Origin of the sequence: Haloechinothrix alba, from assembly GCF_900188115.1 — a bacterium.
Taxonomy (GTDB): Bacteria; Actinomycetota; Actinomycetes; order Mycobacteriales; family Pseudonocardiaceae; genus Haloechinothrix; species Haloechinothrix alba.
In genome coordinates this window covers 44,049-69,512 of record NZ_FZNW01000017.1, presented here as the reverse complement: position 1 = coordinate 69,512, position 25,464 = coordinate 44,049, and the positions used below count along the sequence as shown (strand labels likewise).

General features: G+C 68.0%; 26 protein-coding genes. 9 read left to right on the top strand and 17 right to left on the bottom strand.

The window, feature by feature from the left end; genetic code table 11:
• Window positions 1–9 precede the first annotated feature (9 nt).
• Window positions 10–843 (top strand): fumarylacetoacetate hydrolase family protein, encoded by an 834-nt coding sequence (locus CHB84_RS16605; RefSeq protein ID WP_089302544.1) that lies wholly within the window; start codon window positions 10–12, stop codon window positions 841–843.
• A gap of 71 nt (window positions 844–914) precedes the next feature.
• Entirely contained in the window at window positions 915–1,613 is a 699-nt protein-coding gene (locus tag CHB84_RS16600; RefSeq protein ID WP_176440004.1) for a maleylpyruvate isomerase family mycothiol-dependent enzyme, read from the top strand.
• 164 nt (window positions 1,614–1,777) lie between these two features.
• Here CHB84_RS16600 and CHB84_RS16595 read toward each other — a convergent pair whose 3' ends face one another.
• The 3 genes from CHB84_RS16595 to CHB84_RS16585 are packed head-to-tail and all read right to left on the bottom strand — an operon-like array spanning window position 1,778 to window position 4,523.
• Complete coding sequence (locus CHB84_RS16595; protein ID WP_089302542.1) at window positions 1,778–2,617, bottom strand: DUF4097 family beta strand repeat-containing protein; 840 nt, start codon at window positions 2,615–2,617, stop codon at window positions 1,778–1,780.
• Window positions 2,614–3,270, bottom strand: a complete 657-nt coding sequence (locus CHB84_RS16590) for a response regulator transcription factor (protein ID WP_089302541.1) — start codon at window positions 3,268–3,270, stop codon at window positions 2,614–2,616. Before CHB84_RS16590 ends, CHB84_RS16595 begins: the two co-directional genes overlap by 4 nt.
• A complete protein-coding gene (locus CHB84_RS16585; protein ID WP_217898597.1) occupies window positions 3,258–4,523 on the bottom strand; it encodes a sensor histidine kinase in 1,266 nt (421 codons plus the stop codon). The genes CHB84_RS16590 and CHB84_RS16585 overlap by 13 nt, the downstream gene beginning before the upstream one ends.
• A gap of 132 nt (window positions 4,524–4,655) precedes the next feature.
• On the opposite strand from CHB84_RS16585, the gene CHB84_RS16580 reads away from it, so the two are divergent.
• Window positions 4,656–6,269, top strand: a complete 1,614-nt coding sequence (locus CHB84_RS16580; RefSeq protein ID WP_176440003.1) for an alpha/beta hydrolase — start codon at window positions 4,656–4,658, stop codon at window positions 6,267–6,269.
• 63 nt (window positions 6,270–6,332) lie between these two features.
• Here CHB84_RS16580 and CHB84_RS16575 read toward each other — a convergent pair whose 3' ends face one another.
• Entirely contained in the window at window positions 6,333–7,001 is a 669-nt protein-coding gene (locus tag CHB84_RS16575) for a TetR/AcrR family transcriptional regulator (protein ID WP_245818787.1), read from the bottom strand.
• A 247-nt stretch (window positions 7,002–7,248) separates the two neighbouring features.
• Between CHB84_RS16575 and CHB84_RS16570 the strand changes: the two genes are divergently transcribed.
• A complete protein-coding gene (locus tag CHB84_RS16570; protein WP_089302538.1) occupies window positions 7,249–7,830 on the top strand; it encodes a TetR/AcrR family transcriptional regulator in 582 nt (193 codons plus the stop codon).
• Between the two features lie 217 nt (window positions 7,831–8,047).
• On the opposite strand, the gene CHB84_RS16565 is transcribed toward CHB84_RS16570, so the two are convergent.
• The gene (locus tag CHB84_RS16565) at window positions 8,048–9,202 is read right to left on the bottom strand and encodes a phosphatase PAP2 family protein (protein ID WP_176440002.1); all 1,155 of its coding nucleotides are present in this window, start codon (window positions 9,200–9,202) and stop codon (window positions 8,048–8,050) included.
• A gap of 505 nt (window positions 9,203–9,707) precedes the next feature.
• Here CHB84_RS16565 and CHB84_RS16560 point away from each other — a divergent pair.
• Window positions 9,708–10,736 (top strand): sulfotransferase family protein, encoded by a 1,029-nt coding sequence (locus CHB84_RS16560; RefSeq protein ID WP_089302536.1) that lies wholly within the window; start codon window positions 9,708–9,710, stop codon window positions 10,734–10,736.
• A 94-nt stretch (window positions 10,737–10,830) separates the two neighbouring features.
• Here the strand turns inward: CHB84_RS16560 and CHB84_RS16555 are convergent, their stop codons facing one another.
• Together CHB84_RS16555 and CHB84_RS16550 are read right to left on the bottom strand one after the other, a co-directional pair.
• The gene (locus CHB84_RS16555) at window positions 10,831–12,423 is read right to left on the bottom strand and encodes a molybdopterin-dependent oxidoreductase (RefSeq protein ID WP_217898596.1); all 1,593 of its coding nucleotides are present in this window, start codon (window positions 12,421–12,423) and stop codon (window positions 10,831–10,833) included.
• Entirely contained in the window at window positions 12,420–12,671 is a 252-nt protein-coding gene (locus CHB84_RS16550) for a hypothetical protein (RefSeq protein WP_089302535.1), read from the bottom strand. Before CHB84_RS16550 ends, CHB84_RS16555 begins: the two co-directional genes overlap by 4 nt.
• 228 nt (window positions 12,672–12,899) lie before the next feature.
• Between CHB84_RS16550 and CHB84_RS16545 the strand changes: the two genes are divergently transcribed.
• Window positions 12,900–13,613: a response regulator transcription factor gene (locus tag CHB84_RS16545; RefSeq protein WP_089302534.1), complete on the top strand. Its 714-nt coding sequence runs from the start codon at window positions 12,900–12,902 to the stop codon at window positions 13,611–13,613.
• Window positions 13,610–14,800, top strand: coding sequence for a sensor histidine kinase (locus CHB84_RS16540; RefSeq protein ID WP_089302533.1), 1,191 nt, complete (start codon window positions 13,610–13,612; stop codon window positions 14,798–14,800). The genes CHB84_RS16545 and CHB84_RS16540 overlap by 4 nt, the downstream gene beginning before the upstream one ends.
• A gap of 73 nt (window positions 14,801–14,873) precedes the next feature.
• Here CHB84_RS16540 and CHB84_RS16535 read toward each other — a convergent pair whose 3' ends face one another.
• The 9 genes from CHB84_RS16535 to CHB84_RS16495 all read right to left on the bottom strand — a co-directional run bounded on the left by CHB84_RS16535 (window position 14,874) and on the right by CHB84_RS16495 (window position 22,144).
• Entirely contained in the window at window positions 14,874–15,485 is a 612-nt protein-coding gene (locus tag CHB84_RS16535) for a LysE family translocator (RefSeq protein ID WP_089302532.1), read from the bottom strand.
• 169 nt (window positions 15,486–15,654) lie between these two features.
• Window positions 15,655–16,536 (bottom strand): formate/nitrite transporter family protein, encoded by an 882-nt coding sequence (locus CHB84_RS16530; RefSeq protein ID WP_089302531.1) that lies wholly within the window; start codon window positions 16,534–16,536, stop codon window positions 15,655–15,657.
• Between the two features lie 51 nt (window positions 16,537–16,587).
• Window positions 16,588–17,160 carry a DUF421 domain-containing protein gene (locus tag CHB84_RS16525; protein WP_089302530.1) on the bottom strand — a complete coding sequence of 191 codons (573 nt, stop codon included), beginning with the start codon at window positions 17,158–17,160 and terminating at the stop codon, window positions 16,588–16,590.
• A 173-nt stretch (window positions 17,161–17,333) separates the two neighbouring features.
• A complete protein-coding gene (locus tag CHB84_RS16520; RefSeq protein WP_089302529.1) occupies window positions 17,334–19,742 on the bottom strand; it encodes an ATP-binding cassette domain-containing protein in 2,409 nt (802 codons plus the stop codon).
• A 106-nt stretch (window positions 19,743–19,848) separates the two neighbouring features.
• Window positions 19,849–20,262 carry a VOC family protein gene (locus tag CHB84_RS16515; protein WP_089302592.1) on the bottom strand — a complete coding sequence of 138 codons (414 nt, stop codon included), beginning with the start codon at window positions 20,260–20,262 and terminating at the stop codon, window positions 19,849–19,851.
• A gap of 10 nt (window positions 20,263–20,272) precedes the next feature.
• Window positions 20,273–20,713, bottom strand: a complete 441-nt coding sequence (locus tag CHB84_RS16510; RefSeq protein ID WP_089302528.1) for a helix-turn-helix transcriptional regulator — start codon at window positions 20,711–20,713, stop codon at window positions 20,273–20,275.
• 240 nt (window positions 20,714–20,953) lie between these two features.
• Entirely contained in the window at window positions 20,954–21,268 is a 315-nt protein-coding gene (locus CHB84_RS16505; RefSeq protein WP_217898594.1) for a HepT-like ribonuclease domain-containing protein, read from the bottom strand.
• 19 nt (window positions 21,269–21,287) lie between these two features.
• The gene (locus CHB84_RS16500; RefSeq protein WP_217898593.1) at window positions 21,288–21,584 is read right to left on the bottom strand and encodes a nucleotidyltransferase family protein; all 297 of its coding nucleotides are present in this window, start codon (window positions 21,582–21,584) and stop codon (window positions 21,288–21,290) included.
• Window positions 21,585–21,709: 125 nt separating this feature from the next.
• Window positions 21,710–22,144, bottom strand: a complete 435-nt coding sequence (locus tag CHB84_RS16495; protein ID WP_245818786.1) for a DEAD/DEAH box helicase — start codon at window positions 22,142–22,144, stop codon at window positions 21,710–21,712.
• A gap of 518 nt (window positions 22,145–22,662) precedes the next feature.
• Between CHB84_RS16495 and CHB84_RS16490 the strand changes: the two genes are divergently transcribed.
• On the top strand, window positions 22,663–23,469 hold the full coding sequence (locus CHB84_RS16490; RefSeq protein ID WP_089302525.1) for an enoyl-CoA hydratase/isomerase family protein: 807 nt from the start codon (window positions 22,663–22,665) through the stop codon (window positions 23,467–23,469).
• A gap of 94 nt (window positions 23,470–23,563) precedes the next feature.
• Here the strand turns inward: CHB84_RS16490 and CHB84_RS16485 are convergent, their stop codons facing one another.
• Complete coding sequence (locus CHB84_RS16485) at window positions 23,564–23,773, bottom strand: hypothetical protein (RefSeq protein WP_089302524.1); 210 nt, start codon at window positions 23,771–23,773, stop codon at window positions 23,564–23,566.
• Window positions 23,774–24,131: 358 nt separating this feature from the next.
• Here CHB84_RS16485 and CHB84_RS16480 point away from each other — a divergent pair, with 358 nt between their 5' ends.
• Window positions 24,132–25,451 (top strand): NsdA family TPR-like regulatory protein, encoded by a 1,320-nt coding sequence (locus tag CHB84_RS16480; RefSeq protein WP_245818785.1) that lies wholly within the window; start codon window positions 24,132–24,134, stop codon window positions 25,449–25,451.
• Window positions 25,452–25,464: the final 13 nt, after the last annotated feature.

The window sequence follows — 25,464 nt, the reverse complement described above, 5'->3', positions numbered from 1 at the left end:
AGCCGCACGTTGAAACTCGCCACGATTCGCACCCCGGGCGGCTCCGTCGCTGTACGGATCGACGGGGAGCACGCCGTAGAACTCGGTGCCCCGGATGTCGGCTCGCTACTGGCGGAACCGGACTGGCGCACGACGGCCGGAGAAACAGGGGGGAGGCGATTCGCAACGGCCGACGTGGAGTACGCCCCCGTAGTTGTCAACCCGTCGAAGATCATCTGCGTGGGCCTGAACTACCGCACCCATATACTCGAGATGGGGCGTGAACTGCCCACGTACCCCACGCTGTTCGCCAAGTTCGTCGACAGCCTGCTGGGCGCACACGACGACATCGCCCTGCCCGACGTCAGCGACGAGGTCGACTGGGAAGCCGAACTTGCCGTGATCGTCGGACGCTCCGCCCGCCACGTCACCCCTGCACAGGCAGCATCCGCGATCGCCGGCTACACCGTGCTCAACGACATCTCGATGCGCGACTGGCAGTGGCGGACCGTGGAATGGCTGCAGGGCAAGGCCTTCGAGGCCAGCACCCCCGTCGGACCGTGGCTGGTCACCCCCGACGAGGTCGACGATGCCGCTGATCTAGCCATCACGTGTGAGGTCAACGGGGAGGTCATGCAGTCGAGCCGTACGTCGGACCTGTTGTTCCGGCCGGCCGATCTGGTCTCCTATATCAGCCGGTTCACCACGTTGCGGGCCGGTGACATGATTGCGACCGGCACACCGGGCGGTGTCGGCGCGGCGCGTGACCCGAAGACGTTCCTGACAGACGGCGATGTGGTGCGCACGGTCATCGACGGGTTGGGCCCGTGCGTGAATCGTTGCGTGAAGGAGGGCACTTCGTGAGCGATACCGGCGGGAGAGCGAACGAATCCTCCCAGCACCCTCAGGCTCGCGGGGACGCGTGGCCTCCCGAGGTGAGCTCAGCGCTGCGATGGGTCCACGACGGGCAGCGACTCGTCGAGCAAACCGTAGCCGCGCTGGACGACGATGTACGACTGCCCTCGGCGCTGCCGGGCTGGAGCAGGGGGCACGTGATCACGCACCTCGCGCGCAACGCTGATGCGCTGGTCAACCTGCTGGAGTGGGCGCGGACCGGAAACCCGGCGCCGATGTATTCCTCCCGGCATCAGCGGGACACCGAGATCGAGGCCGGGGCGGAGCGCCCGCTCGGAGAGCAAGCCGGTGACCTGGCCGAGTCCGGACGCCGATTCGCCGAGGCAGCGGCACGGTTGACCGAACACGGGTGGTCGGCGCGGGTGACCAGCGCGCAGGGCCGTGACATACCCGCGTCCGAGGTGCCATGGATGCGCACCCGTGAGTTGTGGCTCCACGTGTTGGACCTGGACGCAGGTGTTGCCATGGACGACCTTCCCGACGACATCGCCGAAGCGCTGGTGCGCGACGTGGCGTCGTGGATGTCCTCCCGGATCGATACCGCGATCGAACTGCGGCCGCACGGCCACCCGCCGGTGCGGTTCGGGCCGGCAGCGGAAACCCCGAGCGCAGTGCTGAGCGGTCCGGCCTGCCGCATCGCAGGCTGGCTCACCGGACGTACGAGCGCCAACGAGCTGCACCGAGACGGCGTGGTGCCCACCCTGCCACGGTGGCTCTAGGGGCAGGCAGCGGCTCGGGTGCGGCCGTTCGCGTCCACTGCTGTGGTGTATGGCTGCCCGGGTGGGACGGCGTGTCGGGGCTGGTCGCGCCGCTTCTCGGACAGACCTGTCACGGCACGAGCCACGCGGCCCGAGCATCCGTTTCGACGGCTCCGGCCATGGCGTTACGAGGAATAGCGGACGTGCACGTCACCGGTGGTGGTGCGTACATCGATAAACCGCGCAGCACGCGGATCCTGCGCGATGTCGACCCGCTGATCGCCCGTGCTGGTATGCACATCCACCTGGTACGGGTCTACCCCGCGGGGAACTTCGATGGTGACCGACCCGGTAGTCGCCACAGCCGAGACCCGGCGCGGCTCCTCGGCGAACCGCAGCTCCGTGTCGCCCGTGCTCACCTTTGTGTCGACCTCCGCCGAACCGAGGTTCGAGCCGGTGATATCGCCGGTGTTCGTTCGTGCCGTGAGTGAACCCGCGGTGTCATCGACGGTGATGGGCCCGGTCATGGACGTCAACGTGAGCTCACCGTCCAGCGCGCGTACGTCGATGCTCCCCGTGGTCGCGCGAATGTCGGCGGCCGCGGCGCGCGGTAGCCGTGCCGAGTAGCCGATGGAACACGCTTCGGCGATCCAGCGGGGGAACGAGTTCGTGCACTCGGTGCGGACGCGAAGCGTGTCGCCCACCCAGGTCTCGTCGACCGTGGGTCGGCTGTTGGACCAGGTGAGTTCGCGTTGGACCTCCACCCGATCGGCGTCGTTCCCGGTGACGTGTGCCTGGCCGCGCTCGATCTCGAGGTCGAGGTGCGCGGCAGCCCGGGAGTAAGTCTCACTCGAGGTCTCGGTCTCGGTGAACGGGCGTTCCACGACAGCCCAGGCAGAGACGACGCCGAGCGATCCGAGCAGGAGGGCGGCGACTGTGAGCAGCCCACCTGCGGTGAACCAGACCGCGCGCCACCTGCGGTGCGCGGTCGTGGAGGCACGTGCGGTGGCTCCGGAGTCGTTCATGCTTCGGCCTCTCTGATTCGGAGGAACCGCAGGACGGCGAGCACCCGGCGGTTGCTGTTGTCGGTCGGGGTGATGTCGAGCTTGGTGAAGATGCTGTTGATGTGCTTGGCGACGGCGCTGTCGCTGAGCACGAGCGCGTCGGCGACGCCGGCGTTGGATCGGCCCTCGGCCATCAGTGCGAGCACGTCCCGCTCGCGGGCCGTGAGCCGGTCGAGGGGGTCGCCGTGGCGGCGGACGAGGAGCTGGGACACCACCTCGGGATCCAGCGCCGTGCCGCCTGCCTCGATCCGGTGCAGCGCGTCGAGGAACTCTGTGACATCGGCGACGCGGTCCTTGAGGAGGTATCCCACTCCGCTGGTCTCCCCGGCAAGCAGGTCGAGGGCATAACGCTCCTCGACGTACTGCGAGAGCATCAGGATCGCCATGTCCGGTGCCTGCCTGCGCAACACGAGCGCAGCGCGGATCCCTTCGTCGGTGTGGTCGGGGGGCATGCGCACGTCGATGACGGCGAGGTCCGGGCGGTGTTCCTCGACCGTGCGCAGCAATGCATCGGCGTCGCTGACGGTGTCGACGACATCGATGCCAGCGGTCTGCAGGAGCCTCGCCAAGCCCTCGCGGAGCAGTACGGAGTCTTCGGCGATCACAACGCGCATGGCATCTCCGCGGTGAGTGTGGTGGGTCCGCCGGTCGGGCTGTCGATCGACAGCGTGCCGTCGACGGAGCGCATGCGCTTGCTCAGGCCGTGCAACCCGGTGCCGCGGGCGGGATCGGCGCCCCCGCTGCCGTCGTCTGTCACTGTGACGTGCAGCCGGTTCTGGACGGCCCCGACGTGGACGTCGATGCGGGAGGCGTCCGCGTGCGTGGTGGCATTGGTGAGCGCCTCGGACACCACGAAGTACGCGACCGCTTCGACTTCCGGGGCGGCTCGCTCTGGCACGTGCACGTCGAGCCGCACCGGCACCGGCGACCGTGCGGCGAGCGCCGAGAGCGCGGCGTCCAAGCCGCGGTCGTCCAGCACTGCGGGGTGCATGCCGCGCACCAGCTCGCGCAACTCGACCAGCGCCTGTTTGGCTTCGGCGTGCGCGTGGGCGATCGCGTCCTTCGCGGGTTTCGGGGCGTCGGTGAGGCCGGCGTGGGCGATGCCGAGGTTCATCGCCAGCGAGGTCAACCGCTGCTGCGCGCCGTCGTGCAGGTCGCGCTCGATCCGTCGGCGCTCCGCGTCCGCGGCATCGACCGCGCCTTCCCGGCTCGCAGCCAACGCGGCGATCCGTTGGGTCAGCTCCTCGGTGGACTCGGTACTCAGGAGCGCCTGGGCGATCGCCGCGTCCGCCGCGGCCAGGGTACGGGCGACCCACGGTGCGGCAAACAGCAGCACCAGCCCCGCGACGGTCAGGCTCGCCGCCCCGGCGAGGCCGGTTCCGTCCCATGCCTGCCCGTAGATGATCGCTGGTGCGAGCGCCAGCCCGCCAGACCACACGGTGATCGCGATCCCCCCGGCGAGAACGCCGAAGACCCCCGCGAGCACGTGGTATCCGAGCTGCCGCCAGGTGCTGCCTGCTCGGAGCTTGTGCAGCATGCGGTGCACCATCGGCCCGGCATGCGTCGATGGCTCTGGCCGCGGGATCCGCAGATCCAGGAACGCGGCGAACCGGGACCGCTGCAAGGATGTGAGCGCACGGTTGATCACCAGAAGCAAACCCAGCGCGAGCGCAGCGCCGATCAGGGTCGGGGCGAGGCCCAACGTCACGACTACGAGCACGAGCACCACAACGAAACTCACCAGTCCGATGACGAGCCCGGTGACCAGGTGCGTGGTGGTCCGCCAGGTCCGCGCCGACCAGAGTGCGCGTAACGCCGCGGCGGGTGCACTGCTCAGCCGGTCGCCGACCGATGTCATTGCTGCCATGCGCTCAGACTAGGGATGAGCCGGGCACGCCCCAATGACGTTGGTGCCCGAGTTGGGGTGCAGTTAGGTGCACCCCAACTCGGGCACCAACGCTACGGACACCGTCGGTCCTGTGGCGGCAACCTCCCTTCCATGACGAAACGTATAGTGATCGCGGGGCTCGTGACGGCGATGGCGGTCGGTGCTGTACACACCGTTCCGCGCGAGGCGAACGCATCCCCGGCACCCGGTGCGTCCGACGCGCCCGTCGAGTCGGCCGCCCAGGTCGACGTGCCCGTTCCCGACGTCACGTGGGAGTCGTGTGAAGACGGCCTACGTTGCGCGAATGTTCGTGTGCCGCTCGACTACGACGACCCGAGCGGCACGACGACTGAGCTCGCGCTCGCGAAACGTCCGGCGAGTACGCCTGAAGCGCGCGTCGGCACGCTGTTCGTGAACCCGGGCGGCCCCGGGGGCTCAGCCGTGGACGCCGTCCCGTGGTACGAGGAGAACCTCCCGCCGGACGTCCTCGAGCGGTTCGACGTGGTGGGCATCGACCCGCGCGGTGTCGGGGGTAGCTCGCCGCTGCGGTGCCGCGGCCGGTCTGGCGGGCGAGCGACCGAGGCCCCGCCGTGGGCGTTTCCGCTTACCCGGCCGCAGGAAGAGAAGTGGTTGCGGTACGACCGGCACGTGCGGCGCAGCTGTGCCACCGATGCCGACCCGATCATCGACCACATGACCACCGCCGACACGGCGCGAGACATGGACCTGATCCGGCAGGCCGTCGGGGAGGAGCAACTGACGTACTACGGCATCTCCTACGGTAGCTACCTCGGTGCGACGTACGCCGCGATGTTCCCGAACCGGATCAGCGCCATGGTGGTAGACGGCGTCATCGACCCCGTCGGGTACGCGACCGGACACGACGAGGGCGATCCGCGGGAGCCGGTCACGGCACGGTGGGGGAGCGCTCGAGGTGCATGGCAGACGCTGACCAGCGCGTTCGCCGAGTGCGACCGGGTCGGCGAGCAGCGGTGCCCGATTGCGGGGGAGGCCGAGGCGAAGTGGCAGCGCATCATGAACCGTCTCGAGCGCGGCCCGGTTGACGTCGACGGCACGATGCTGCGGTACCAGGACGTGGTGACCACCGCGGATGGCGCGTTGCGCAGTGTCGGGTCGTATCTGCCGCTGATGCGGTTCATCGGCGCGGCATATGACGACATGTTCGGCGATACGCAGCGGCAGAGCAGCGCCGGCGCCGCACTCGCACGACTTCAGCGGCAGCTCGACAGCGGTCCAGCGACCAGGGTCGGTGGTGAGCGCCTGGAACTGGCCCCGGTTACCCAGGGGATCATCTGCGCCGACAGCGCCAACCCGGCGCACCCGCGGGCGTGGCACGCCGCCGCCGACCGGGCTGACCGCGAGGCGCCGGGATTCGGCCGGATGTGGAGCTGGCGGTCCTCTGTCTGCGCGCAGTGGCCGGGGTCGTCGGATGACGCGTACCGGGGGCCATTCGCGACGGACACGTCCGCTCCGGTGCTTCTGGTTGCTCATCGGCACGACCCCGCAACCCCGATCAGTGGGGCGCGGATGCTCAACACGTTGCGGGAAGGCTCCCGCATGCTGACGCTGGACGGCTGGGGTCATGGCGCGCTGGGGGAGAGCGCGTGCGTCGCTGCGCGCGTGGAGGACTACCTGGTGTCCGGGACCCTCCCACCGGCCGGCACGACGTGCTCGCAGGACGAAGCCCCGTTCCCTCCATCGTGACGGCACGGTCCGCAGCACTGACGCCCTCTCGTATCCTGCCGTCCGGTTATCGGTAGGCCGGCGTTACGACTCGGCGTTCGCAGTGTTGATGCGCTCGAGTGAGTTGGTGGCGTCTTCGGGGGCGTCGCCGAGCCCGACGAGGTGGTTGATTCCCATAGGAATGAGCACCTGGTTGAGCCCATCGAGCTGGTCGAGGTGGCCGGACAGCTCGAGGGTGACGTAGCCGTGTAGAACGCTCCAGAACTGCGCCGCGACACTGTCGGGGTCCTGCTCGCGGACCCGGCCGGCGCGTATGGCACGGGCCGCAGCGTCGACAAGGTGGGTATAGGCGCGTTGGGAACTACTCCCGTCGCTTTCTGCGGGCGGAGCGTGTGCTTCCGGCCGGTACCCGCCCGGTGTCGACAGGCCGAACATCAGGTCATAGAGGTGCGGGTTCTCCCAGGCGACCTGCCGGTAGGCCAGCCCGAGGCGGCCGATGTCGGTGACGGGGTCATCGGTGATCGCAACTTCGGAGAGACGGGCGTCGAGCCGCCGAAACCCCTCTTCGCGGACCGCTGTCAGCAGTTGTGGCATGCCGCCGAAATAGTGGTAGACCGCCATGGTGGACGCGCCCACCTCGCGAGCCAGCCGACGGGCCTGGATCACTCCCGGGCCCTCTTCGGCCAGCAGCGAGACCGCGGCCGCCACCAGCTGCGACCGCATGTCCGTGCCGACATCGCCAGTCGTGCCCATACGTGCCAACGTATCATAACAAGGTTATATAATGCGCAGCAACAATGTCATCCATGCACGATGCGTTCCCGGCCTGGACGCTGTCGGGTTCGAGTGACCCCGTCTCGTACCGGCCCTCGCGTGTTTACGGGTCTGTTCCGGTGAGTGTGTCGATACCGATGTAGCTGCGTGACGCCGGTATCGAACTTGACACGAATGTCCAGGCTTTGGAAGTTTCGTTGATCCAGGCGTAACGAGGAGACGAGGCATGTCGACGGACAGGGCGACTACGCGCAAGCGGGGGCGGGGTCAGAACGATCCCGGCCGGCCTGGCCGGATCGTGCGTGCGGCCATCACGGTGATCGCCGAACACGGCGTCGAAGCGCTCACGCACCGCAAGGTGGCCGAAGCCGCTGACGTGCCTTTGGGCTCCACGACCTACTACTTCACAGGTCTCGACCAGCTCGTCAGGGCGGCCATGGACGAGGTAGCGCGCCGTAGTGTGGCCCAGTTGCGGGAATGGGAGCAGGAGCTTCCCCCGGATGCTGCCCTGCCCACCGCACTTGCGGATTTCGTCGTGGCCTCCGCAACCGAACAACGGAAATACACGATCGCCGAGCACAATCTCTACACTGTCTCGCTGCATCGCCCCGATCTCCGCCCCGCGGCAGCCGCGTGGGACGACGCATTCGCCGAGTCGTTCATTGCCCGCACCGACTCGGTAACCGGTCGCATGCTCGGCACCCTGACATGTGGGCTGCAGATGCAAGTGGTTCTCAGGGACGAGAAGCCCGACCGCGACAAACTCGCAGCCTTCGTCCACCGCGCACTCGTGGGATCTGTCGCGTGAACAGTATGTACTGGACGCGGTGCTCCGCTGCTGGATGCAGCGTGGTTGTGACGTGCTGCATCCGATCGGCTGGGATTCCTTTGGCCTGCCCGCCGAAAACGCAGCGATTACCGGGGCGCGCCCGGCAACTGGACCCACGCCGACGGCGAGACCCATGCCGACAAGGAGATGCCCGGATGGCGAAATTCATCACGATTGGCTACGGCGATCGCGCAGACTACGACCGGACCGATCCGTCCGTGCGCGAGGCCGTCGGACCCTCGCGGTCCCCGTGCGTGTCCGGTGCATGACGCGTGCCCCGACCCGGTATCGCCCGAGTGGACGCGTGGTCCGGCCCGAGACGGCGGCGGGCCGTGGTGTCCCCGACGAAGCCGGTGAGCAGGCGGGCGATGCCGAGCGCTGCGAGGCCGATGGCCACGCCTGCGACGCCATCGATGACATAGTGCCAGCCCAGGTAGATCGTGGAGGCGCTCGAGGCCACCAGGAGTGCCCACAGGGCGATCCGCACGTTTCGTGTCAGCCCGAGCAGGTGCGCTGCCATCGCGACCGTGAAGAGTATTGAGATGTGCAGGGAGGGGAACGCAGCGATCGCCTGAGCCGTGCCGTCACCCTGCGGGTTGTGCAGGAACGTGACGCGCTCGTCGAGAAGGGCGTTTTGCAGGTCCGATGCGTGGGATCCGGGCAGGTGGGCGAAGGCGACCGGCGTCGCGTAGATCGGGCCCAGCGCGGGAAGCAGGACGTAGCCCGCAGCCCCGAGCGGCCAGTTGATCGACAGGGCCGTCGTAAAGAACAGCCCACCTCGTAGGTTTCGTGAGAACACCAGCGCACACGCCAGCGAGAGCGGCACGAAGGCGAGGAAGAACAGGTACACCAGCGACAGGAAATGTGACTGGGGCCCGGTACCCAGTATCGAGTGCAACAGCGCGAAAGGATCGTGGCCGGCGAACAGGACACGGTCGAGTTCCGCGAGCTCGTCGTCGAACAGGTCACCCGGCCGTAACAGGGGAACCACACTCTTGATGTTGCGATACCCCAGGTATGTCACGTAGAAGCTGACAAGGGCGACGCCCACGGCCACGCTGCGGTACCAGCCCCAGCGCTGGCGCAGCACCGCGCGCATCGATGCGCGGGACGGCCTTCTCGTCGCCGACCGGACAGACGCGCGGACGACGACATCGAGCGCCACCAGCCCGAGCGCGAGCCCGACGACGAACACCAGGCGTCGGCTGGCGACGCCGTCGGGATCGCGCAGCGGCACATCCGCCACGTGCGTCGCCACCAGCGCCGCGGCCAGCGTGATCAGCGCCACCAGTGGGCCTGCTGTCACGCTGCGCCGTCCGATGGCACCGTCCCCGGTATGCCTGCCGGGCATACGCCCACACCCCCGCACGGTCTCTGTGGCAGCATCGACGCCACACGCGCTGGGCGCGGGACATGTCGGCCGGTAGCATGCCGTTCGCCGCCGGCGCCCAGTTCGTGCGCTACGGTACATAGTTCCTCCTCCCGTGGCCCCGGAAGCCCACCCCCTAGGGACCTCATTCTGCGCTGCGGCCGGAGGCGCTCACACGGGGGTCGCCGCTGAGAGGGGCGGCTGGGCAGCTACCGGCGCGACTCCGACGGCGTTTCGGACCGGCCTGAGCGGAATGGGATCCGTTGACTGATGTGTGCTCGCCCGGCCCGTCCGGGACCGCGAAGGTCGACGCCGGCCAATGGCGTTCCGCAGGCATGGTCACAGCGTCCGGTTCGGTGGCGCACGGCAGACGGCTGCGCCAGGCACGACGGTGCAGGATGGTGCCACCGGGTGTACCGTGCCAGACCTCATGACGTGATGAGGAGGAGTGGCCGTGTCTGCGACGACTGGAAGTCACGCCGGCGAAATGACCTCGGAAGCTCTGTCGCCGTTCGCCGGCGCGCCCGACCGACCGGTGTTCGTCGGAGGGTGCCCGCGATCCGGCACGACGCTGCTCCGGACGATGCTGAACAACCACCCCGAGCTGGCGATGCCACGGGAGAGCCGGTTCCTGCTGGAGACGTGGCGGCGCCGGGAACGATTCGGCGATCTCGGTGCCGAGCGCAATCGCAGAAAGCTGGCGCGCTGGATCTTCACCCGTAAGGCCACCCGGCCGGGCCGGGTCGGCGTCGAACCGCAGCGCGCCATCGATCGGCTCGTCGCCGCGCCACCGACGGTGGGCTCGTTGCTCGGCACCTGCTTCCTGATGTATGCCGAACAGCAGGGCAAGCAGCGCTGGGGCGACAAACGCCCGATGTACGTCCAGTATCTCGATGCGATCTTCGCGATGTTTCCCGATGCCCAGTTCGTCAACATCGTCCGGGACCCGCGAGCCGCGGTCGCGTCCATGCGCAGGCTGGACTGGTACGGGGGCGACGTCGTCCCCGTTGCCGAGCTATGGGAGCGTTCGCAACGTGCGGCCGACGCGTGGCGCAGGCGGCTGGCCCGCGATCAGTTGCTGGAGATCCGCTACGAGGACCTGGTGAGCCGGCCGGAGGAGACACTCACGAACGTGTGCTCGTTCCTCCAGCTGTCCGAGGACGGCATCGCGGAAGCGTTGTCGTACCACGAGCACAACGACATACCCGAATCGAGCACGTATCACTGGAAGCTGCACCAGCCCGTCAGCGCGGACACGAGCCGACGCTGGGAACAAGAACTCAGCGGGGAGGAGATCGCCCTCATCGAGTACGCCGCGGGCAAGAGACTGCAGCGGTACGGCTACGAACCGGCGGCGGGCGGCGCCCGCCCCACCGTCGAGATGTACCGTGCGCTTCGCCAACGACGCCTCGAACGGGCCAAGTTGGCATGGCGACGCCAGATGAAGGAACTCAAGCTGCGCTTCACCCACCGCCAGCCCGTGGCGGCGCGGCTGACCAGCGGGCAATGCCGCTGACCGGTCCGGCTGGCAGCGTGGCCCGGACACGGGAACGCTCCTCGGCACCGCGCCACGACCGCGATATTGACGTCCCCGCCTGGTACGACACTGCCTACCCCGCCACAGTCACCTCGATGGTGTGGTGTCCGGTCGCCCCGTCGGGGAGGGTGCCGCTTCGCTCGCCGGTTTGCGTCCGGCCTGTGCCGTCGGTGGCGCGTACCTGGATGCGGTGCTGGCCCGGGGTGGCGTCCCACTCGTACGCCCACTGGCGCCAGGTGGTGCGGGCGAGCTCGCCTGCCAGGCGCGCCTCGCGCCAGTCGCCGCCGTCGACGGCGATCTCGACGGTCTCGACCCCCCGGACACCGGCCCACGCGACCCCGGCGACAGTCACGGGTCCTGCGTTCACCTCGGCGCCCTCGCGCGGCACATCGATGCGGGACTGGGTCTTGATAGGAGCGCGCTCGGCCCACCCACGTGGGATCCAGTAGGCGTCGTAGGCCTCGAACGTCGTTAGCTCGATCTCGGCCAGCCACTTGGTGTCGGATACATACCCGTACAGCCCCGCGATGACGAGCCGCGCGGGGAACCCGTGTTCCTCGGGAAGCGGTTCGCCGTTCATCCCGACAGCGATCAGCGCGGGCCTCCCGTCATAGGCGGCCTCGACGGGGAACCCACCGGTCCAACCGTCCGTTGCGCGACCGACGATCTGGGTCGCCCCGGGGTGCACACCGGCACGATCGAGCACCTCGGCCAGGGGAACGCCCTGCCAGCGGGCGTTGCCGACGAGACTCCCGCCGACCTGGTTGGACACGCACGCCAGCGTGACGTCCGCTTCGGTGTCGGCAGCTCGGACCAGCTCGCGGTAGCCGATCTCGAGGGGCGTGTCGACCATCCCGGTGACCCGCACCGCGTGGCTGTCGGGATCGAGGCGCGGCACGGTGAAGGCCGTGTCGATGCGGTAGAAGTCCTCGTTCGGGGTGACCAGGCTCGCCAGGCCGTCGATGTCGAAGGACGCGGTACCCGGCGGCGGCGGGAGCGGCGTGGCCGGTCGGGCAAGCCGGATGTTCGTGCGGGCGCGCCGCGCCGCATCGCGCAGTTGCAGGTACCGGCCGCCGCCTGCGCTCGCCGCGGCCAGTACGGCTCCCGCACCGGCTACGGCGAGGAAGGAGCGGCGCGGCCGCTCCGGCTCGTCCCGGTGGGCCCGATCCTCGTCCGGCAGGTCATCGGCGTGCTCGCCGGCCCCCGCGCGACCTGCCGCGCGCCGTCCGAGCAGCACCTGCAGGAGACCGGCACCGAGGCCCCAGCCAGCGGCGGGTGCGGCGACGGCGACGAGGACAGGCAGGGCCGGGGTGGCGAGTCCGGAGGCGATGCCGAGTGCGGCGATGGCCCCGAGCGCCGCCGGGCCGAACCACCGGCGTGCTGCCGCACCGATACCGACCAGCGCCCCCGCGGTGAGCAGTCCCACCGCCATGCACAGCAACAGAACCAGCCGGTTGGCGCCGCCGAACACGCTGATCGCCAGCTCGACGGCAGGGCCGGGCGTCAGCTCGATGATCCGCTCCGCGACGGCGACGAACGGTGAGGCACCACCGGGCAGCAGCCCCGCTGCGAGCTCGGCGACGCCGACGGCGAGACCGGTCGCCACGATCCCGGCGGTCGCCGGGATCGTGCGCGTGCCGGCCCGGGAAGTCAGCACGGGGCTCACCCGCCGTCCTCCTCCATCTCGTCCTCGCCGTTCATCTCGCCGTCGTTCATGTCCTCGTCGTTCATGTCGTCGCCGCTGGTGCCATCGTCCTCCATCTCGTCGTTCATGTCCTCGGTCATCTCGCTGTTCCCGGTGCCGCCATCGTCCATCTCATCGCCGTTGCCTTCAGTGGTGTCGTCGCAGGCGCCGACGCCGGTGGCGAGCAGCCCCGCGAGCAACGACGTTACGAGCTTGGTGCGAACCGTCACGGTGGACCTCCTTGGAGAGTCGATCGGTGCGGGCCTGGAAGGTGTCCGCGATTGCCCACCAGCAGTCCACCCGACGAGAACAATCCGGCGCGCAAGCGATGATTAAGTCTGGCGAAAGCGGCGCACGAACGCTGTTCTCGCCCGCGTCCCACCCATACGATGAGGTGCAGCGGCGCGCCAAGCTTCGCGTTACACCACGGATGAGCGCTCGTCAGGAAGCCGATCGAGATGACCCTCGCGAGTCAGACAGGCACTGAGGTGGGTGCTGCCCACGTGCTCGTGGTCGACGACGAGCCGATGGTGCGCGAGGTGGTGAGCAGTTACCTGGAGCAGGACCGGCATACGGTGGTGGCGGTCGCGGATGGTGCCGCCGCGCTGCACGAGCTCGACCACCGGCCGTGCGATCTCGTCGTGCTCGATCTGATGCTTCCCGCTGTGGACGGCCTGACCGTGCTGCGGGAGGTACGGGCGCGCAGCGATGTCCCTGTCATCGTTCTGACGGCCCGGGGTGACGAGGCCGAGCGCGTCGACGGCTTGCGGATGGGCGCCGATGACTACGTCGTCAAACCGTTCAGCCCGCGCGAGCTCGCCGCTCGGGTGAGCTCGGTGCTGCGCCGCGTCGCGACCGAGCCCCGGCCGGGGGCCGTCCGGTTCGGTGAGCTCGTGATCGACGAGGCCACGCGCGAGGTGCGCGTGGCGGAGGCGCCCGTTGAGCTGACGCGCAGGCAGTTCGACCTGCTCGCGTTTCTCGCGCGCTCGCCACGGCGCGTGTTCACCCGCAGGCAGCTGCTCGAGCAGGTGTGGGACTCCGCGCCGGAGTGGCAGGACCCCGCGACCGTCACCGTGCACATCGGGCACCTGCGGCAGAAGATCGAACCCGACCCGAGCCGCCCGGCGCGGCTGGTCACCGTCCGAGGCGTGGGGTACCGATTCGAACCGTGAGGGTGCTCGCCGCGTTCGCCGCCGTCGCCACCGGTCTCGCGCTCGGCGTTGGAGAGGCGGCGATGCGGCCCACGACGAGCGAGCGGGTCACGCTCTACGGGGTGTTCGCCGCGGTGGCGCTGCTGGCCGTACCGTTCGGCTGGTGGCTGACCAGGGTGCATCGCCGGTTGCCGTCGCTGCGCTGGACGGTTCTCGCCGTAGCGGTCGCCGCCGTGGTCAGCGCCGGTGTCGTGGTGGCTGCCTCTGCCAGGGCGATGCTCCTCGACCCTGCCGACATGCGTCTGGTGCTGGCCGCGCTCGCCCTCGGTACCGGGCTGGGAGTGTTGCTTGCCATCGCGGTCACCGGGTCGTTGACCAGGGATCTGCGCGAGCTGGCCGATACGGCCGGGCGCGTCGCAGGCGGGGATCTGACGATGCGCACCGGCATCGATCGCCGTGACGAGGTCGGTGAGGTCGCGGCGTCGGTCGACAGGATGGTCGACCAGCTGGCGAGCTACGAGCGGGACCGTGCCCGCGGTGAGGAGGCGCGGCGGCGGCTGCTGGCCTCGGTGGGGCATGACCTGCGTACACCGCTGGCGAGCCTGCGTGCCGCGGTGGAGGCGATCCAGGACGGTGTGGCGGCCGAGCCCGACCGGTACCTCCGTGCCATGGCCGCCGACGTCGAGCTGCTGCGCAGCATGGTCGACGACCTGTTCATGCTGACGCGGCTGGAGGCAGGCGACATGCGTCTCGACCGCATGGCGCTCGATCTCCCCGAGATCGCGGAGGGCGCCGTGGAGGGGGTGGCCCCGCTGGCCGCGCGCTCCGACGTCACCGTCGAGCTGGCGGCTGTGGACTCGGTGCGGACCACCGGAGACCCGCAGGCGATCGACCGGGTGCTGCGTAACCTCCTGGACAACGCGGTACGGCACAGCCCGGAGGCGGGTGTGGTCCGGGTGTCGGTGACGGCTGAGGACTCGCAGGGGGTGCTGACCGTGGCGGACAGCGGACCCGGCTTCACGGCCGACCTCGCTGAACGGGCATTCGACATGTTCGAGCGCGGCGACTCCGCACGGGAACGAAGCTCCGGCGGCGCCGGGCTCGGCCTCGCGATCGCCCGCGAACTGGTGGAGGCCCACGGCGGCTCGATCAGGATCGAACCCGGCCAGGGCGCGACCGTGGTGGTGCGGTTGCCGGTGACGCCGTGATGCCCGGGGTCCGGGTCATCACCGGCACGACTGCACGTACGCGGTGAACGGTGCCGGGCCGGCGGCCGAACCTTCACCGATCGGCGAACGCCAGGCGGGCGCACAGACCGACGAACACACCCGCGAAGCTGCGGCGTATCCAGGTCATCACGCGGGGACGGGAGATCACCCACGACCGCACCACGGCAGCGGCCAGCCCGTACGCGACGAAGACCACGAATGTCAGCAGCATGAACATGCTGCTCAGCTCCGCCATGCGCAGCAGTTCGTGCGGCTCGGTGGGGCTGATGAACTGTGGCAGGAAGGCAAGGAAGAACAGGGCGAGCTTCGGGTTGAGGATGTTGATCAAGATTCCCGAGATGATCACCTTGACCGCCGAGCGGGGAGCGGTCTCAGTGTCCACCGTGAGCGTCCCTTTCGCCTTCCACATCGACCACGCCATGTACAGCAGGTAGGCCACGCCCAGGTACTTCACCACCTGGAACGCCACCGCGCTGGCATGCAGCAACGCCGCCAGACCGGTGAGGGCAGCGACCATGTGCGGCACGATACCCAGCGTGCAACCCACCGCCGCGATCACGCTCGTGCCACCTCCGCGTGAGAGGCCTGCAGCGAGCGTGTAGAGCACGCCCGCGCCCGGGACGGCCACCACGACAAGGGAGGTCAGCAGGAACTCGACGCTCATCACAAGCACCTTCCGGGTTCAGCGTCATGGGCCGCGCGTGACGGTCGCTGCACCGGACCCACGGTACCGGCGTTCACGACGGCAGGCGCCGTCCGTGGACCGGTTGATCACGTCGGTCCGGTAGCGAACCGGCCCGTATCGGGCACACTCGTCGCCGGTACGCCCGGGCTTACGGGTTGGTCCGCACGGGCTCCGGGCGTTCCTTGCGGCGCCATTCCAGGAGACGTTCGTGGCTGCGGATCAACCGCATGAAGGTGGTCAGCACCAGCCCACCGATGATGTTGCCGAGCGTGCACCAACCGAAGAATGCGATCCACGCACCGTAGTCGTACTCCGCTCCCGCATGGATGCCGCCGAAGATGAACAACGTATCGAGGATGACGTGGAACATCTCCATGCCCGCGACGATGAAGCCGATGACGAATGAAGCGAGGATCCGGGCGACGTCGTTGATCGTGCCCATACGCATGCGCGTGAGCAGTGTCATCGTGCTGCCGGCGAGAATGGACAGTACGAACGTTTCCGGCGTCAGTGCGGCCTCGGCGAACGTGCTCCCGGTATCGATCGCCGTGTGCCGCAGATCCGGGAACCCGATCATCAGCAACCACATCATGCCCCAGGCACCGATGAGGTTGCCGACCAGTGTCACCAGCCAGAACTTGACCAACCGCCACCACGTGGCCTCCTTGGCCGCGACGACGGTGACGGGCACCAGGAAGCCTTCGGTGAACAGTTCGCTGTTGCCGAGCAGCAGGATGACGAAGCCGACGCCGAAGGCGATGCCCGCCAGTAGGGGACTACCGGTGGCTTCCTTGACGGCCAGGTACGCGAGCACGCCGAGCGCGATCTCGATCCCCGCTATGATCCCGCTGGCCAGCAGTTCCAGGACAGAGCGGAACAATCGGGGACGGCCTCGCCGCACGATGTGATCGAGCAGGCCCTCGACCTCGTCGTCTCGTATGTGCGCGTGCCGTCCCTTGGTGTCGACATCGGGACCGCCGCCTGCGCCTTCGGCCCCGGCCCCGTTGCCTGGGGTTTCTCGTTCGGTCATCGTGTGGTCCTTACAGCGGTCATGGAAGGTTGCTCCTCCCGCTCGGGTCGCTTACGCGCTGTCGCTGTTTGCGGGCCCTCCGGTGGAGGTCAGCCACTCCTCGCCCGCGATTCCGGCGAACAGCTCGGGCTCCAGTGTGCGGCCGTCCGGGACCTCGGTCAGCACCGAGACCTCCCCGGTGGCTTCCAGAACCACCGCTCGCACCTGCTCGACCCGTGTCACACCGGCGAGGCGCAGTTTCGAGTTCAGGTCGTCGCGGGTCATCTGGGCCTTCGCCAGGTTGTGCGCAAGGACCTCGGAGCCGCACATCAGCAACATGGGCCGGTTGTCCACCGCGTGTTCGACCGGGCGGTACCTGCGCATCCGCGCGATCAGTGCCTGCACGGCGAACAGCACACCGAGAGCGAGCAACCCCTGCAACAGGGACGTGTTCGTGCTCACCGCCGTGGTCGCGGTGATCGAGCCGAACGCCACCGTGGCGGCGAGGTCGAAGTTGGTCATCTGGGCGAAGGAGCGCAATCCGGCCAGGCGTGAGTACGCGATCAGCGCCAGGTAGATCGCGAGCGAACTCACCGCGACAACCGCGAGCGGCTCGAACGAACTGCCGAGGTCTTCGGGGAACATGAACTCTCCTCACCGGTCGAGCCCGGAGATCCGGTACGTGCTTGTCGTCACGACTTTCCTGTCGACGCTACGGTGCGACCGTACGTAGCGCTACGCGCAGGGGAATCGAGGCGTGGCGACCGTACACTCGTTCTCACCCGAGTGCGTTACCGGACGGTGCCGGCGGGGACCGGTCAGCCGCCGATGTAGGCGGCGAGGTGCTCGCCGGTGAGGGTGGCGCGGGAACGTACGAGCTGCTGCGGTGTTCCTTCGAAGACGACCCGGCCACCGTCGTGTCCGGCGCCGGGGCCGAGGTCGATGATCCAGTCGGCGTGCGCCATGACCGCCTGGTGGTGCTCGATGACGATGACCGACTTGCCGGAGTCGACGAGCCGGTCGAGCAGGCCGAGCAGCTGCTCGACGTCGGCGAGGTGGAGGCCCGTGGTGGGCTCGTCGAGGACGTAGACCCCGCCCTTGTCGCCCATGTGTGTGGCGAGCTTGATCCTCTGCCGCTCGCCGCCGGACAGTGTCGTGAGCGGCTGCCCGAGGGTGAGGTAACCCAGTCCCACCTGGTCCATCCGCTCGAGGATCCGGTGCGCCGCCGGCGTACGCGCCTCGCCCGCACCGAAGAACCTCTCGGCCTCGGTCACCGACATCGCGAGCACCTCGCTGATGTCCTTTCCGGTGTCACTGCCGCCGAGGCGGTATTCCAGCACCGATGCCTGGAACCGCTTGCCCTCGCACTCCTCGCAGGTAGTGGCGACGCCGGCCATCATCGCGAGGTCGGTGTAGATGACCCCTGCGCCGTTGCAGTTGGGGCAGGCGCCCTCGGAGTTGGCGCTGAACAGCGCGGGTTTCACGCCGTTGGCCTTCGCGAACGCCTTGCGGATCGGATCGAGCAGCCCGGTGTACGTGGCCGGGTTGCTCCGCCGCGAGCCGCGGATCACGCCCTGGTCGATCGACACGACCCCCGCGTCGGAGGCCCCCGGCTGTTGACACAGCGACCCCTGGATGAGCGAGCTCTTGCCGGAGCCGGCCACACCGGTGACGACGCAGAGCGTCCCGAGCGGGATGTCGACGTCGACGTCGGCCAGGTTGTGCGCGTTCGCGCCGCGGATCTCGAGCGTGCCGGTTGGTTCGCGCACCTCCTGCTTGAGTGTGGCCCGGTCGTCCAGATGGCGGCCGGTGATGGTCCCGCTGCTGCGCAGCCCGTCGACCGTGCCCTCGTAGCAGACCGTGCCGCCCGCCGTGCCTGCTCCGGGGCCGAGGTCGACGATGTGGTCGGCGATGGCGATCGTCTCCGGCTCGTGCTCCACGACGAGCACGGTGTTGCCCTTGTCCCGCAGCCGCAGCAGCAGGTCGTTCATCCGCTGGATGTCGTGGGGGTGCATGCCGATGGTGGGCTCGTCGAAGACGTAGGTGACATCGGTCAGCGACGAGCCCAGGTGGCGGATCATCTTGGTGCGCTGGGCCTCGCCACCCGAGAGCGTGCCGGAGGGCCGGTCGAGGCTGAGGTAGCCCAGCCCGATCTCGACGAACGAGTCGAGGGTCCCGGCCAGTGCCGTCAGCAGCGGCGCGACGGTCGGCTCGTCCAGGCCGCGCACCCATTCGGCCAGGTCGCTGATCTGCATCGCGCAGGCGTCGGCGATGCTGACACCCTCGATCTTCGACGACCGGGCGGCCTCGCTGAGCCGGGTACCGTCGCAGTCGGGACAGGTGCTGAATACGACAGCACGATCCACGAAGGCCCGGATGTGCGGCTGCATCGCCTCCCGGTCCTTGGCGAGCATCGACTTCTGGATCGTCGGGATCAGCCCGGCGTACGTCAGGTTGGTTCCGTCGACCTTGATCTTGGTCGGCTCCTTGTGGAGCAGGTCGTGCAGTTCCTTCTTGGTGAACTTGCGGATCGGCTTGTCCGGGTCGAAGAATCCGCAGCCGCGAAAGATCCGGCCGTACCAGCCGTCCATGCTGTAGCCGGGGATCGTGAGCGCGCCCTCGTTGAGTGACTTGCTGTCGTCGTACAGCTGCGACAGGTCGAAGTCGGTGACCGCGCCCCGGCCTTCGCAGCGCGGACACATGCCGCCCGTGCGGGTGTAGGTCGCCTTCTCGGCCTTGCCGTCGCCCCTCTTGATCATCCCGGACGCCTGGACCGACTCGGTGTTGAACGAGAACGCGCTGGGTGGGCCGATGTGCGGCTGCCCGAGCCTGCTGAAGAGGATGCGCAGCATCGCGTTGGCGTCGGTGGCGGTGCCGACCGTGGAGCGGGCGTCGGCCCCCATGCGTTCCTGGTCGACGATGATCGCCGTCGTCAGCCCGTCCAGGATGTCGACCTCGGGCCTCGCCAGCGTCGGCATGAAACCCTGCAGGAAGGCGCTGTAGGTCTCGTTGATCAATCGCTGCGACTCCGCGGCGATCGTGCCGAACACCAGCGAACTCTTACCAGAGCCGGACACACCGGTGAACACCGTCAGCCTGCGCTTCGGGATATCGACATGGATGTCGGCGAGGTTGTTCTCGCGCGCGCCGTGCACCCGGATCAGGTCGTGGCTGTCGGCAACGTGCGGCGCAGGTGACTGCGTATCCACCCTCGAGGCCGTGCCCATCGTGTCTCCCTCTGTTGTGCGGGCCCGCATGAGCAGGCGCCGCTGCCGTCACCCCAGCCCGATCCAACCAGAATCGGGCAGGTCATGGCAGCGGTCGCCGGACGGCTCAGCGCAGCTCCTGGATGCGGATCATGTTGCCGGCGGGATCGCGGACGGCGCCGTCGCGAACGCCCCACGGCTGGTCGGTCGGCTCCTGCATGATCTCGGCGTCACTGGCCTGCAGCCGCGCGAAGGTGCCGTCGAGGTCGGAGGTGGCCAGGTTGACGCCTGCGTAGGTGCCCTTGGCCATCATCTCGGTGATCGTGCGGTGTTCGTCGTCCGTGATGCCGGTGCCCGGCGCGGCAGGCGGCTCCAGGACGATGGAGGTGTCGGGCTGATCGGCGGGCCCGACCGTGATCCAGCGCATCTCGCCGTTGCCGACGTCGCCGCGCACCTCGAAGCCGAGGGTGTCGCGGTAGAAAGCCAGGGAGGTGTCCGGGTCGTTGTGTGGAAGGAAGCTCGCGTGAATTCTGATGTCCATGGCGATCACGCTAGGTGAGGTTCGCGGCAGGCGCTTCTCGATTCCTGATCGGTCTGGTGACCTGTTTCGCCACGCACGGCGGTAGCCCTGCCATCGCGCGCGCCGCCTGGCTCCGGTAGGTGCTGGGCGGCACACCGACCAGCTCGGTGAAGCGAGTGCTGAAGGTGCCCAGCGACGAGCAGCCGACCGCGAAGCAGACCTCGGTGACGCTGAGGTCGCCACGACGCAGCAGCGCCTTGGCTCGTTCGATGCGCCGTGTCATCAGGTAGGCGTACGGCGACTCGCCGTAGGCGCGCCGGAACTCACGGCTGAGGTGCCCGGATGACATGTTCACGCCCCGGGCGAGCGCCTCGACGTCCAGGGGCTGCGCGTAGTCCCGGTCGATCCGGTCGCGAACGCGCCGCAGCCGGGCGAGGTCGGTCAGGCGCTGCGCCGAGGTTGATCTGGTCATATGCGAGATCGTGCCATAGACGTCTGACGCTGAGCAGGACGAACGCTTACCCGACCCGTGTGGAACACGCCCTTTGCCGGTCGCGGAGAGCCCCTGACGAGCGTGAGGCGGCGAGGCTCGCGGAAGCTGACACCTACGACTGTACTCAGGCAATGGACCAGGAGTGTTCCGCGGCCACGACCACCGACGTGGCCGCCCGAAGCTGGCAGTCGAGGTGCTGGCGCGACGCTGTTCCGCTGGCTACTCGGACTCAAGTTCCTGTTGTACCTGGCGCAACGACTTGATCATCGTTTCGAGTGACTCGCGCGCGGTCGTGTAGAGGATGCTGAGATCGATTGACCAGTAGCCATGGACGATGCGATTGCGTGTGGCAGCTGGTCGGTTCCAGGGCACTTCCGGGTGGGCTTCCTTCAGATCGACTGAGACGGCGTTCGCGGCTTCTCCCAGTACGGTGAAGTTCCACAGCAGCGCGTCGCGGCGCTGCCTGTCTTGTTCGAGCTCCGCGAGTTCTATATCCGCAACGAGTGCACGTGCCTGCTCCGCGGCATCGATCATTTCCGCGACGTACAGCCGATCACGCCGCATACAGCAGCCTCGACTCACCAAGCACAGTGTCTCGTAACAGAGGGTGCAGTGCGCGCTTGGCGACGAGTTCGACTTCGCGCCCGAACAGCTCCGTGAGTTCCTGGTTGAGATCCTCGATCTCCCAACCCAGCTGAACTCCGGGCTTCAGCTCGTACAACACGTCGAGGTCGCTGGTCGAGGTTTCCTGCTCACGAGCGACCGAGCCGAAGACTTCCAGTGAGGCGATGCCATAGCGAGCGCAGATCTCTTGCAGCTTGTCATGGTCAATAGCTGGGCGCTCAATCACTCTCGACACCTCCCTGCCCACCACATACTACCGTTGGCGCCACTCGTGTGCCGATGGGAACCGCCGAGGGATTGTGGTGCCGCGTGGAGTCATCGAAAGCGTGGCAGTGGATCGCAATGTCGTCGTCACGCCCCATACAGCTGTGAGGCTCGACGTTGCGCCCCGGCGTCAACGATGTGCCTGCGCTGGCTGTTGGCCAACGCGTTCATGGGGTAGACGACGGTCGCCTTGATGCCCTTGCGCGCGCCGCCCGAATCGCGGCCGCGCAGAACCCGGTCCACGATCAGGATAGGGTAGGCGAGGCTCTTTCCCGAACCGGTTCCCGTCGTCAGCACGTAGCTCTGGCCGGTGCTCGCCGTCTCGATGGCTTCGCGCTGGTGGCGGTACAGGTGCAGCCCCTCCATGCCCGGGTCGGCGGGAGCGCGCTTGATCCGGAAGATGCGCTCGCACTCGGGGTGCAGCAGGCGCTCGTTGACCAGCTCATCGACCGTGTCGCCCGGGGCGAAGTTCGGATTGAGTGACAGGTAGGGGTCCGGCCACTGCTCGCCGTCGCTACTCAAACATCGTCGTGGATACGCGCTGTGTGACAGATACCTGGTTATCGGTTCGCAACCGGGACGAGTGGTGCAGAACACGTAACGCGCGGCGGGCGGTTGCACCGACACCGATCGGTAGCTAATCGCCCGCAGCCGACCTCGCTACGCTATGTAGTGACATATCGATATTTCTGTGACTGGTCGGGGGTTGGGGTGCGCGCGGGTGGTGATGAGGTGGCCCAGGAGTACTACGACCTGGCGATCCGCCACCGAAGCCCAACCCCTCGACGACAGCGTCACGCCGAGCGTCCTGGAACGCAAGCAAGAAGCCGCCATGAGCAAGTGGAACGCCTGGGCCGACAGGTAAGACGAGGAATCAGCCGCTACCGTCCCGCCGCGTAGTGCGCACGGCACCCTCCGGCGAACCGCGACCGTGCACCTCGACCAGGGGTTCCCTGCCTTGCGCGATGCAACCATGCCCTGGCGAGGTGGGGCAGACTGGGGGCAGTGCCAGATTCGATCACCCGAGGAGGTCGGCCATCGTGACGTTTTCCGAGTACGAGCAGTTGAGTTTCGAGCGCCGCGACAACGGGGTCCTGCTGATCACGTTGAACCGGCCGGAGAAGTACAACGCCGCCGATGAGCGGATGCACCATGAGCTGGCCAGGGTGTGGGCGGATGTCTCGTCCGATCCGGACACCAGGGTGGCCGTGGTGACCGGTGCCGGTAAGGCTTTCTCCGCCGGTGGCGATCTGGCCATGGTGGAGCGGATGACCGGCGACTACGACCGGGTCTCGCACATGCTCTCCGAGATGAGTGATCTCGTCTACAACATGGTCGGCTGCGAGAAACCGATCGTCTCGGCGATCAACGGGGCAGCCGTCGGCGCCGGCACGGTGGTGGCGTTGCTGGCCGATATCGCCATCTGTGCCACCGACGCCAGGATCGGGGACGGCCACGTCAAGCTCGGGGTGGCCGCGGGCGATCACGCCGCGATCATCTGGCCGCTGCTGGCCGGGATGGCGAAAGCCCGCTACTACCTGCTCACCGGCGAGATGCTCACCGGCGCCGAAGCGGAGCGGCTCGGCATGGTCGCCAAGGCACTGCCGTCCGAGGAGGTACTCGACGAGGCGCTGAACGTCGCGCAGACCCTCGCGACGGGTTCCCAGACGGCGATCCGCTGGACCAAGCGAGCGTTGAACAACTGGCTCAGGACGGCCGGGCCGATCTTTGACCAGTCCGCGGCCTACGAGATGCTGACGTTCATGGGTCCCGACGTCGCCGAGGGCGCCGCTGCCCTGCGGGAGAAACGCGAGCCCCGGTTCCCGTCCGCGACCGGCGACTCCTGAGCGCGGCTGCAGGTCCTCGTCGAGGAACGACACGACTTCTCGAAATGCACTCGACAGGTTTTTCCGATCAGGCGCTCCGCACTGAGGCATCGACTCAGCTCGCGCCGGCGGAGTGCTGGTGAGAGTTATCGAGGCTCGCGCATGATATGCACACAGTCGCGTCACGCATGCGGACGTCATAGGCGGTCCGCCGCATCAGCCACCCGCAGGCGGTGACGGCGACGATCGTGCCCTTGTCCCAGAACGTCCGCGTCACGAAGTGGCGCTGCTGGCACACCGTCTGCCAGGTTCCGGAGGATGCCATGACTATGTGTCCTCCTCAGCGTCGAACCATGTTGCCGGAGCATGGCGGTGCAGTGCGTCGTACGCTTCGTCGCGCTGCGTGTCGTGGCCCCCTAGAGCATCGAGGATCGCTTGCCACTCTTCGCGACCGAGTACGACGTGCCCGCCGTTCGTGCTTACCTCGCGGGCACCTCTTCGGTCGTTGGCTCGTTGCGACCGGGGGTGGTGAGGCATGGCGTTCGGTGACATGCCTGTCACTATCGGAGATATCGACGTGGTCCGGCAGGGCATGTTGCGGGGCACAGTGGGGCAATCTGCCGCGACTGTCTGCCTGCAGCGATAGCCTGAATGTCTGTGCTGGTGATACAAGGGGGTGTCCGTTGGCTACGCCGAACGAGCGCCTGCGGAGCTACCGCGAATCCATGCCTTCCCGCGCGGTACCGGGTGAGGTGATGGGCCGGGCGGAGCTGGCGGAGGCCGTCAACCGCTACATCTGGGAGACCACGGGCAAGCGTCATCAGTTGGACGCGCACACGATCGCCCGGTACGAGCGCGGCGTGGTGCGCTGGCCCAATGCGGCGTACCGGTGGGGGCTTCGTGCAGTTCTCGACGTTGCCAGTGATGCTGACCTGGGTTTCTATCCGACCCGGCGCGGTAACTCCCAATCACCGCCCCGCTCGGGTACCGCACCGGGGAAGGCCTTCGACGTGCGGGCTCGCGTCGAGCTCCACGACAGCCCGTCGGAGTTCTTGGCCAACACCACCGTCGAGACACCAGTGCCCACACGACTGGGATGGACCGAAGTCGAGCACGTGCGAGCGACCACTCAGGCAGTGGCGATGTCCGAGAACCTGTTCGGCGGCGGCCTTTCATGCGAGGCAGCGACAGCACAGCTGCGCTGGGCGGGCCGGCTACTGGATGTCCGCGCCGCGAGGGAGGTACATCTCGCGATGGCCGAAGCCGTGGGCAACCTGGCCGGCGTCGTCGGGTACTCCGCGTTCGACATCGCCAACTACGCAGCTGCCGATCGCTGCTTCGCCTTCGCGTTGTGGTGTGCCGACGCCAGCGGATCCTGGTCATTGCGGGCCAACACGCTGGCGGATATGGCCCGCAAGGCCGTGTACCTGGGGGAACTCGACTACGCCCTGGAGCTGATCGAGTTCGCGGAAGTGCGCTCGGATCGACTCACCGCCACGGCACGGGCGATGCTGGCCACAATCCGGGCCCGACTCCTGGCGCTCACAGGCCGGCATGCCGAAGCTTGCGCGGATATCGACCGCGCCGACGGTCACTTCGCCGACCATGACGCTTCGGCTGACCCGCCGTGGCTGTGTTACTACGACGCCGCCGAGCATCACGGTAGCACCGGAAAGGCACTGATTCCGATCGCTCAGGTGCGCAGCAGGCCAGAGTTGGCCACCAGGCGACTGGACGAGGTGATCCGTTGGCAAGGCGTCGATTACCCGCGGTCCCGGACCTTCTCTCGTATCCGGCTAGCCACGCTGCTGATGAACACCGGCTACCCGGAGGACGCTCTATCGGTCGGTCACCAGGCCGTCATCGACTCCGCTTCGCTCAGGTCGAAGCGGCTGCTAACCGAGCTACAGGGACTGGCAGGTGCAGCTGACGCCTATTCGCACCTCGGCGATGTGGCTGAGTTGCGTCACGCCATCACGCGCATGTCGCACCCGGAGACCTGAGAGCATCAGGATC

Excerpts from the sequence above, each read along its gene's own strand:
- CHB84_RS16545 (WP_089302534.1), top strand. The coding sequence starts at position 12,900 with ATGACCCTCGCGAGTCAGACAGGCACTGAGGTGGGTGCTGCCCACGTG.
- CHB84_RS16585 (WP_217898597.1), bottom strand. The coding sequence starts at position 4,523 with ATGGCAGCAATGACATCGGTCGGCGACCGGCTGAGCAGTGCACCCGCC.
- CHB84_RS16520 (WP_089302529.1), bottom strand. The coding sequence starts at position 19,742 with ATGGGCACGGCCTCGAGGGTGGATACGCAGTCACCTGCGCCGCACGTT.
- CHB84_RS16580 (WP_176440003.1), top strand. The coding sequence starts at position 4,656 with ATGACGAAACGTATAGTGATCGCGGGGCTCGTGACGGCGATGGCGGTC.
- CHB84_RS16560 (WP_089302536.1), top strand. The coding sequence starts at position 9,708 with ATGACCTCGGAAGCTCTGTCGCCGTTCGCCGGCGCGCCCGACCGACCG.
- CHB84_RS16575 (WP_245818787.1), bottom strand. The coding sequence starts at position 7,001 with ATGGGCACGACTGGCGATGTCGGCACGGACATGCGGTCGCAGCTGGTG.
- CHB84_RS16570 (WP_089302538.1), top strand. The coding sequence starts at position 7,249 with ATGTCGACGGACAGGGCGACTACGCGCAAGCGGGGGCGGGGTCAGAAC.
- CHB84_RS16530 (WP_089302531.1), bottom strand. The coding sequence starts at position 16,536 with ATGACCGAACGAGAAACCCCAGGCAACGGGGCCGGGGCCGAAGGCGCA.
- CHB84_RS16515 (WP_089302592.1), bottom strand. The coding sequence starts at position 20,262 with ATGGACATCAGAATTCACGCGAGCTTCCTTCCACACAACGACCCGGAC.
- CHB84_RS16525 (WP_089302530.1), bottom strand. The coding sequence starts at position 17,160 with ATGTTCCCCGAAGACCTCGGCAGTTCGTTCGAGCCGCTCGCGGTTGTC.
- CHB84_RS16590 (WP_089302541.1), bottom strand. The coding sequence starts at position 3,270 with ATGCGCGTTGTGATCGCCGAAGACTCCGTACTGCTCCGCGAGGGCTTG.
- CHB84_RS16510 (WP_089302528.1), bottom strand. The coding sequence starts at position 20,713 with ATGACCAGATCAACCTCGGCGCAGCGCCTGACCGACCTCGCCCGGCTG.
- CHB84_RS16595 (WP_089302542.1), bottom strand. The coding sequence starts at position 2,617 with ATGAACGACTCCGGAGCCACCGCACGTGCCTCCACGACCGCGCACCGC.
- CHB84_RS16505 (WP_217898594.1), bottom strand. The coding sequence starts at position 21,268 with ATGATCGATGCCGCGGAGCAGGCACGTGCACTCGTTGCGGATATAGAA.
- CHB84_RS16485 (WP_089302524.1), bottom strand. The coding sequence starts at position 23,773 with ATGGCATCCTCCGGAACCTGGCAGACGGTGTGCCAGCAGCGCCACTTC.
- CHB84_RS16535 (WP_089302532.1), bottom strand. The coding sequence starts at position 15,485 with ATGAGCGTCGAGTTCCTGCTGACCTCCCTTGTCGTGGTGGCCGTCCCG.
- CHB84_RS16565 (WP_176440002.1), bottom strand. The coding sequence starts at position 9,202 with ATGCCCGGCAGGCATACCGGGGACGGTGCCATCGGACGGCGCAGCGTG.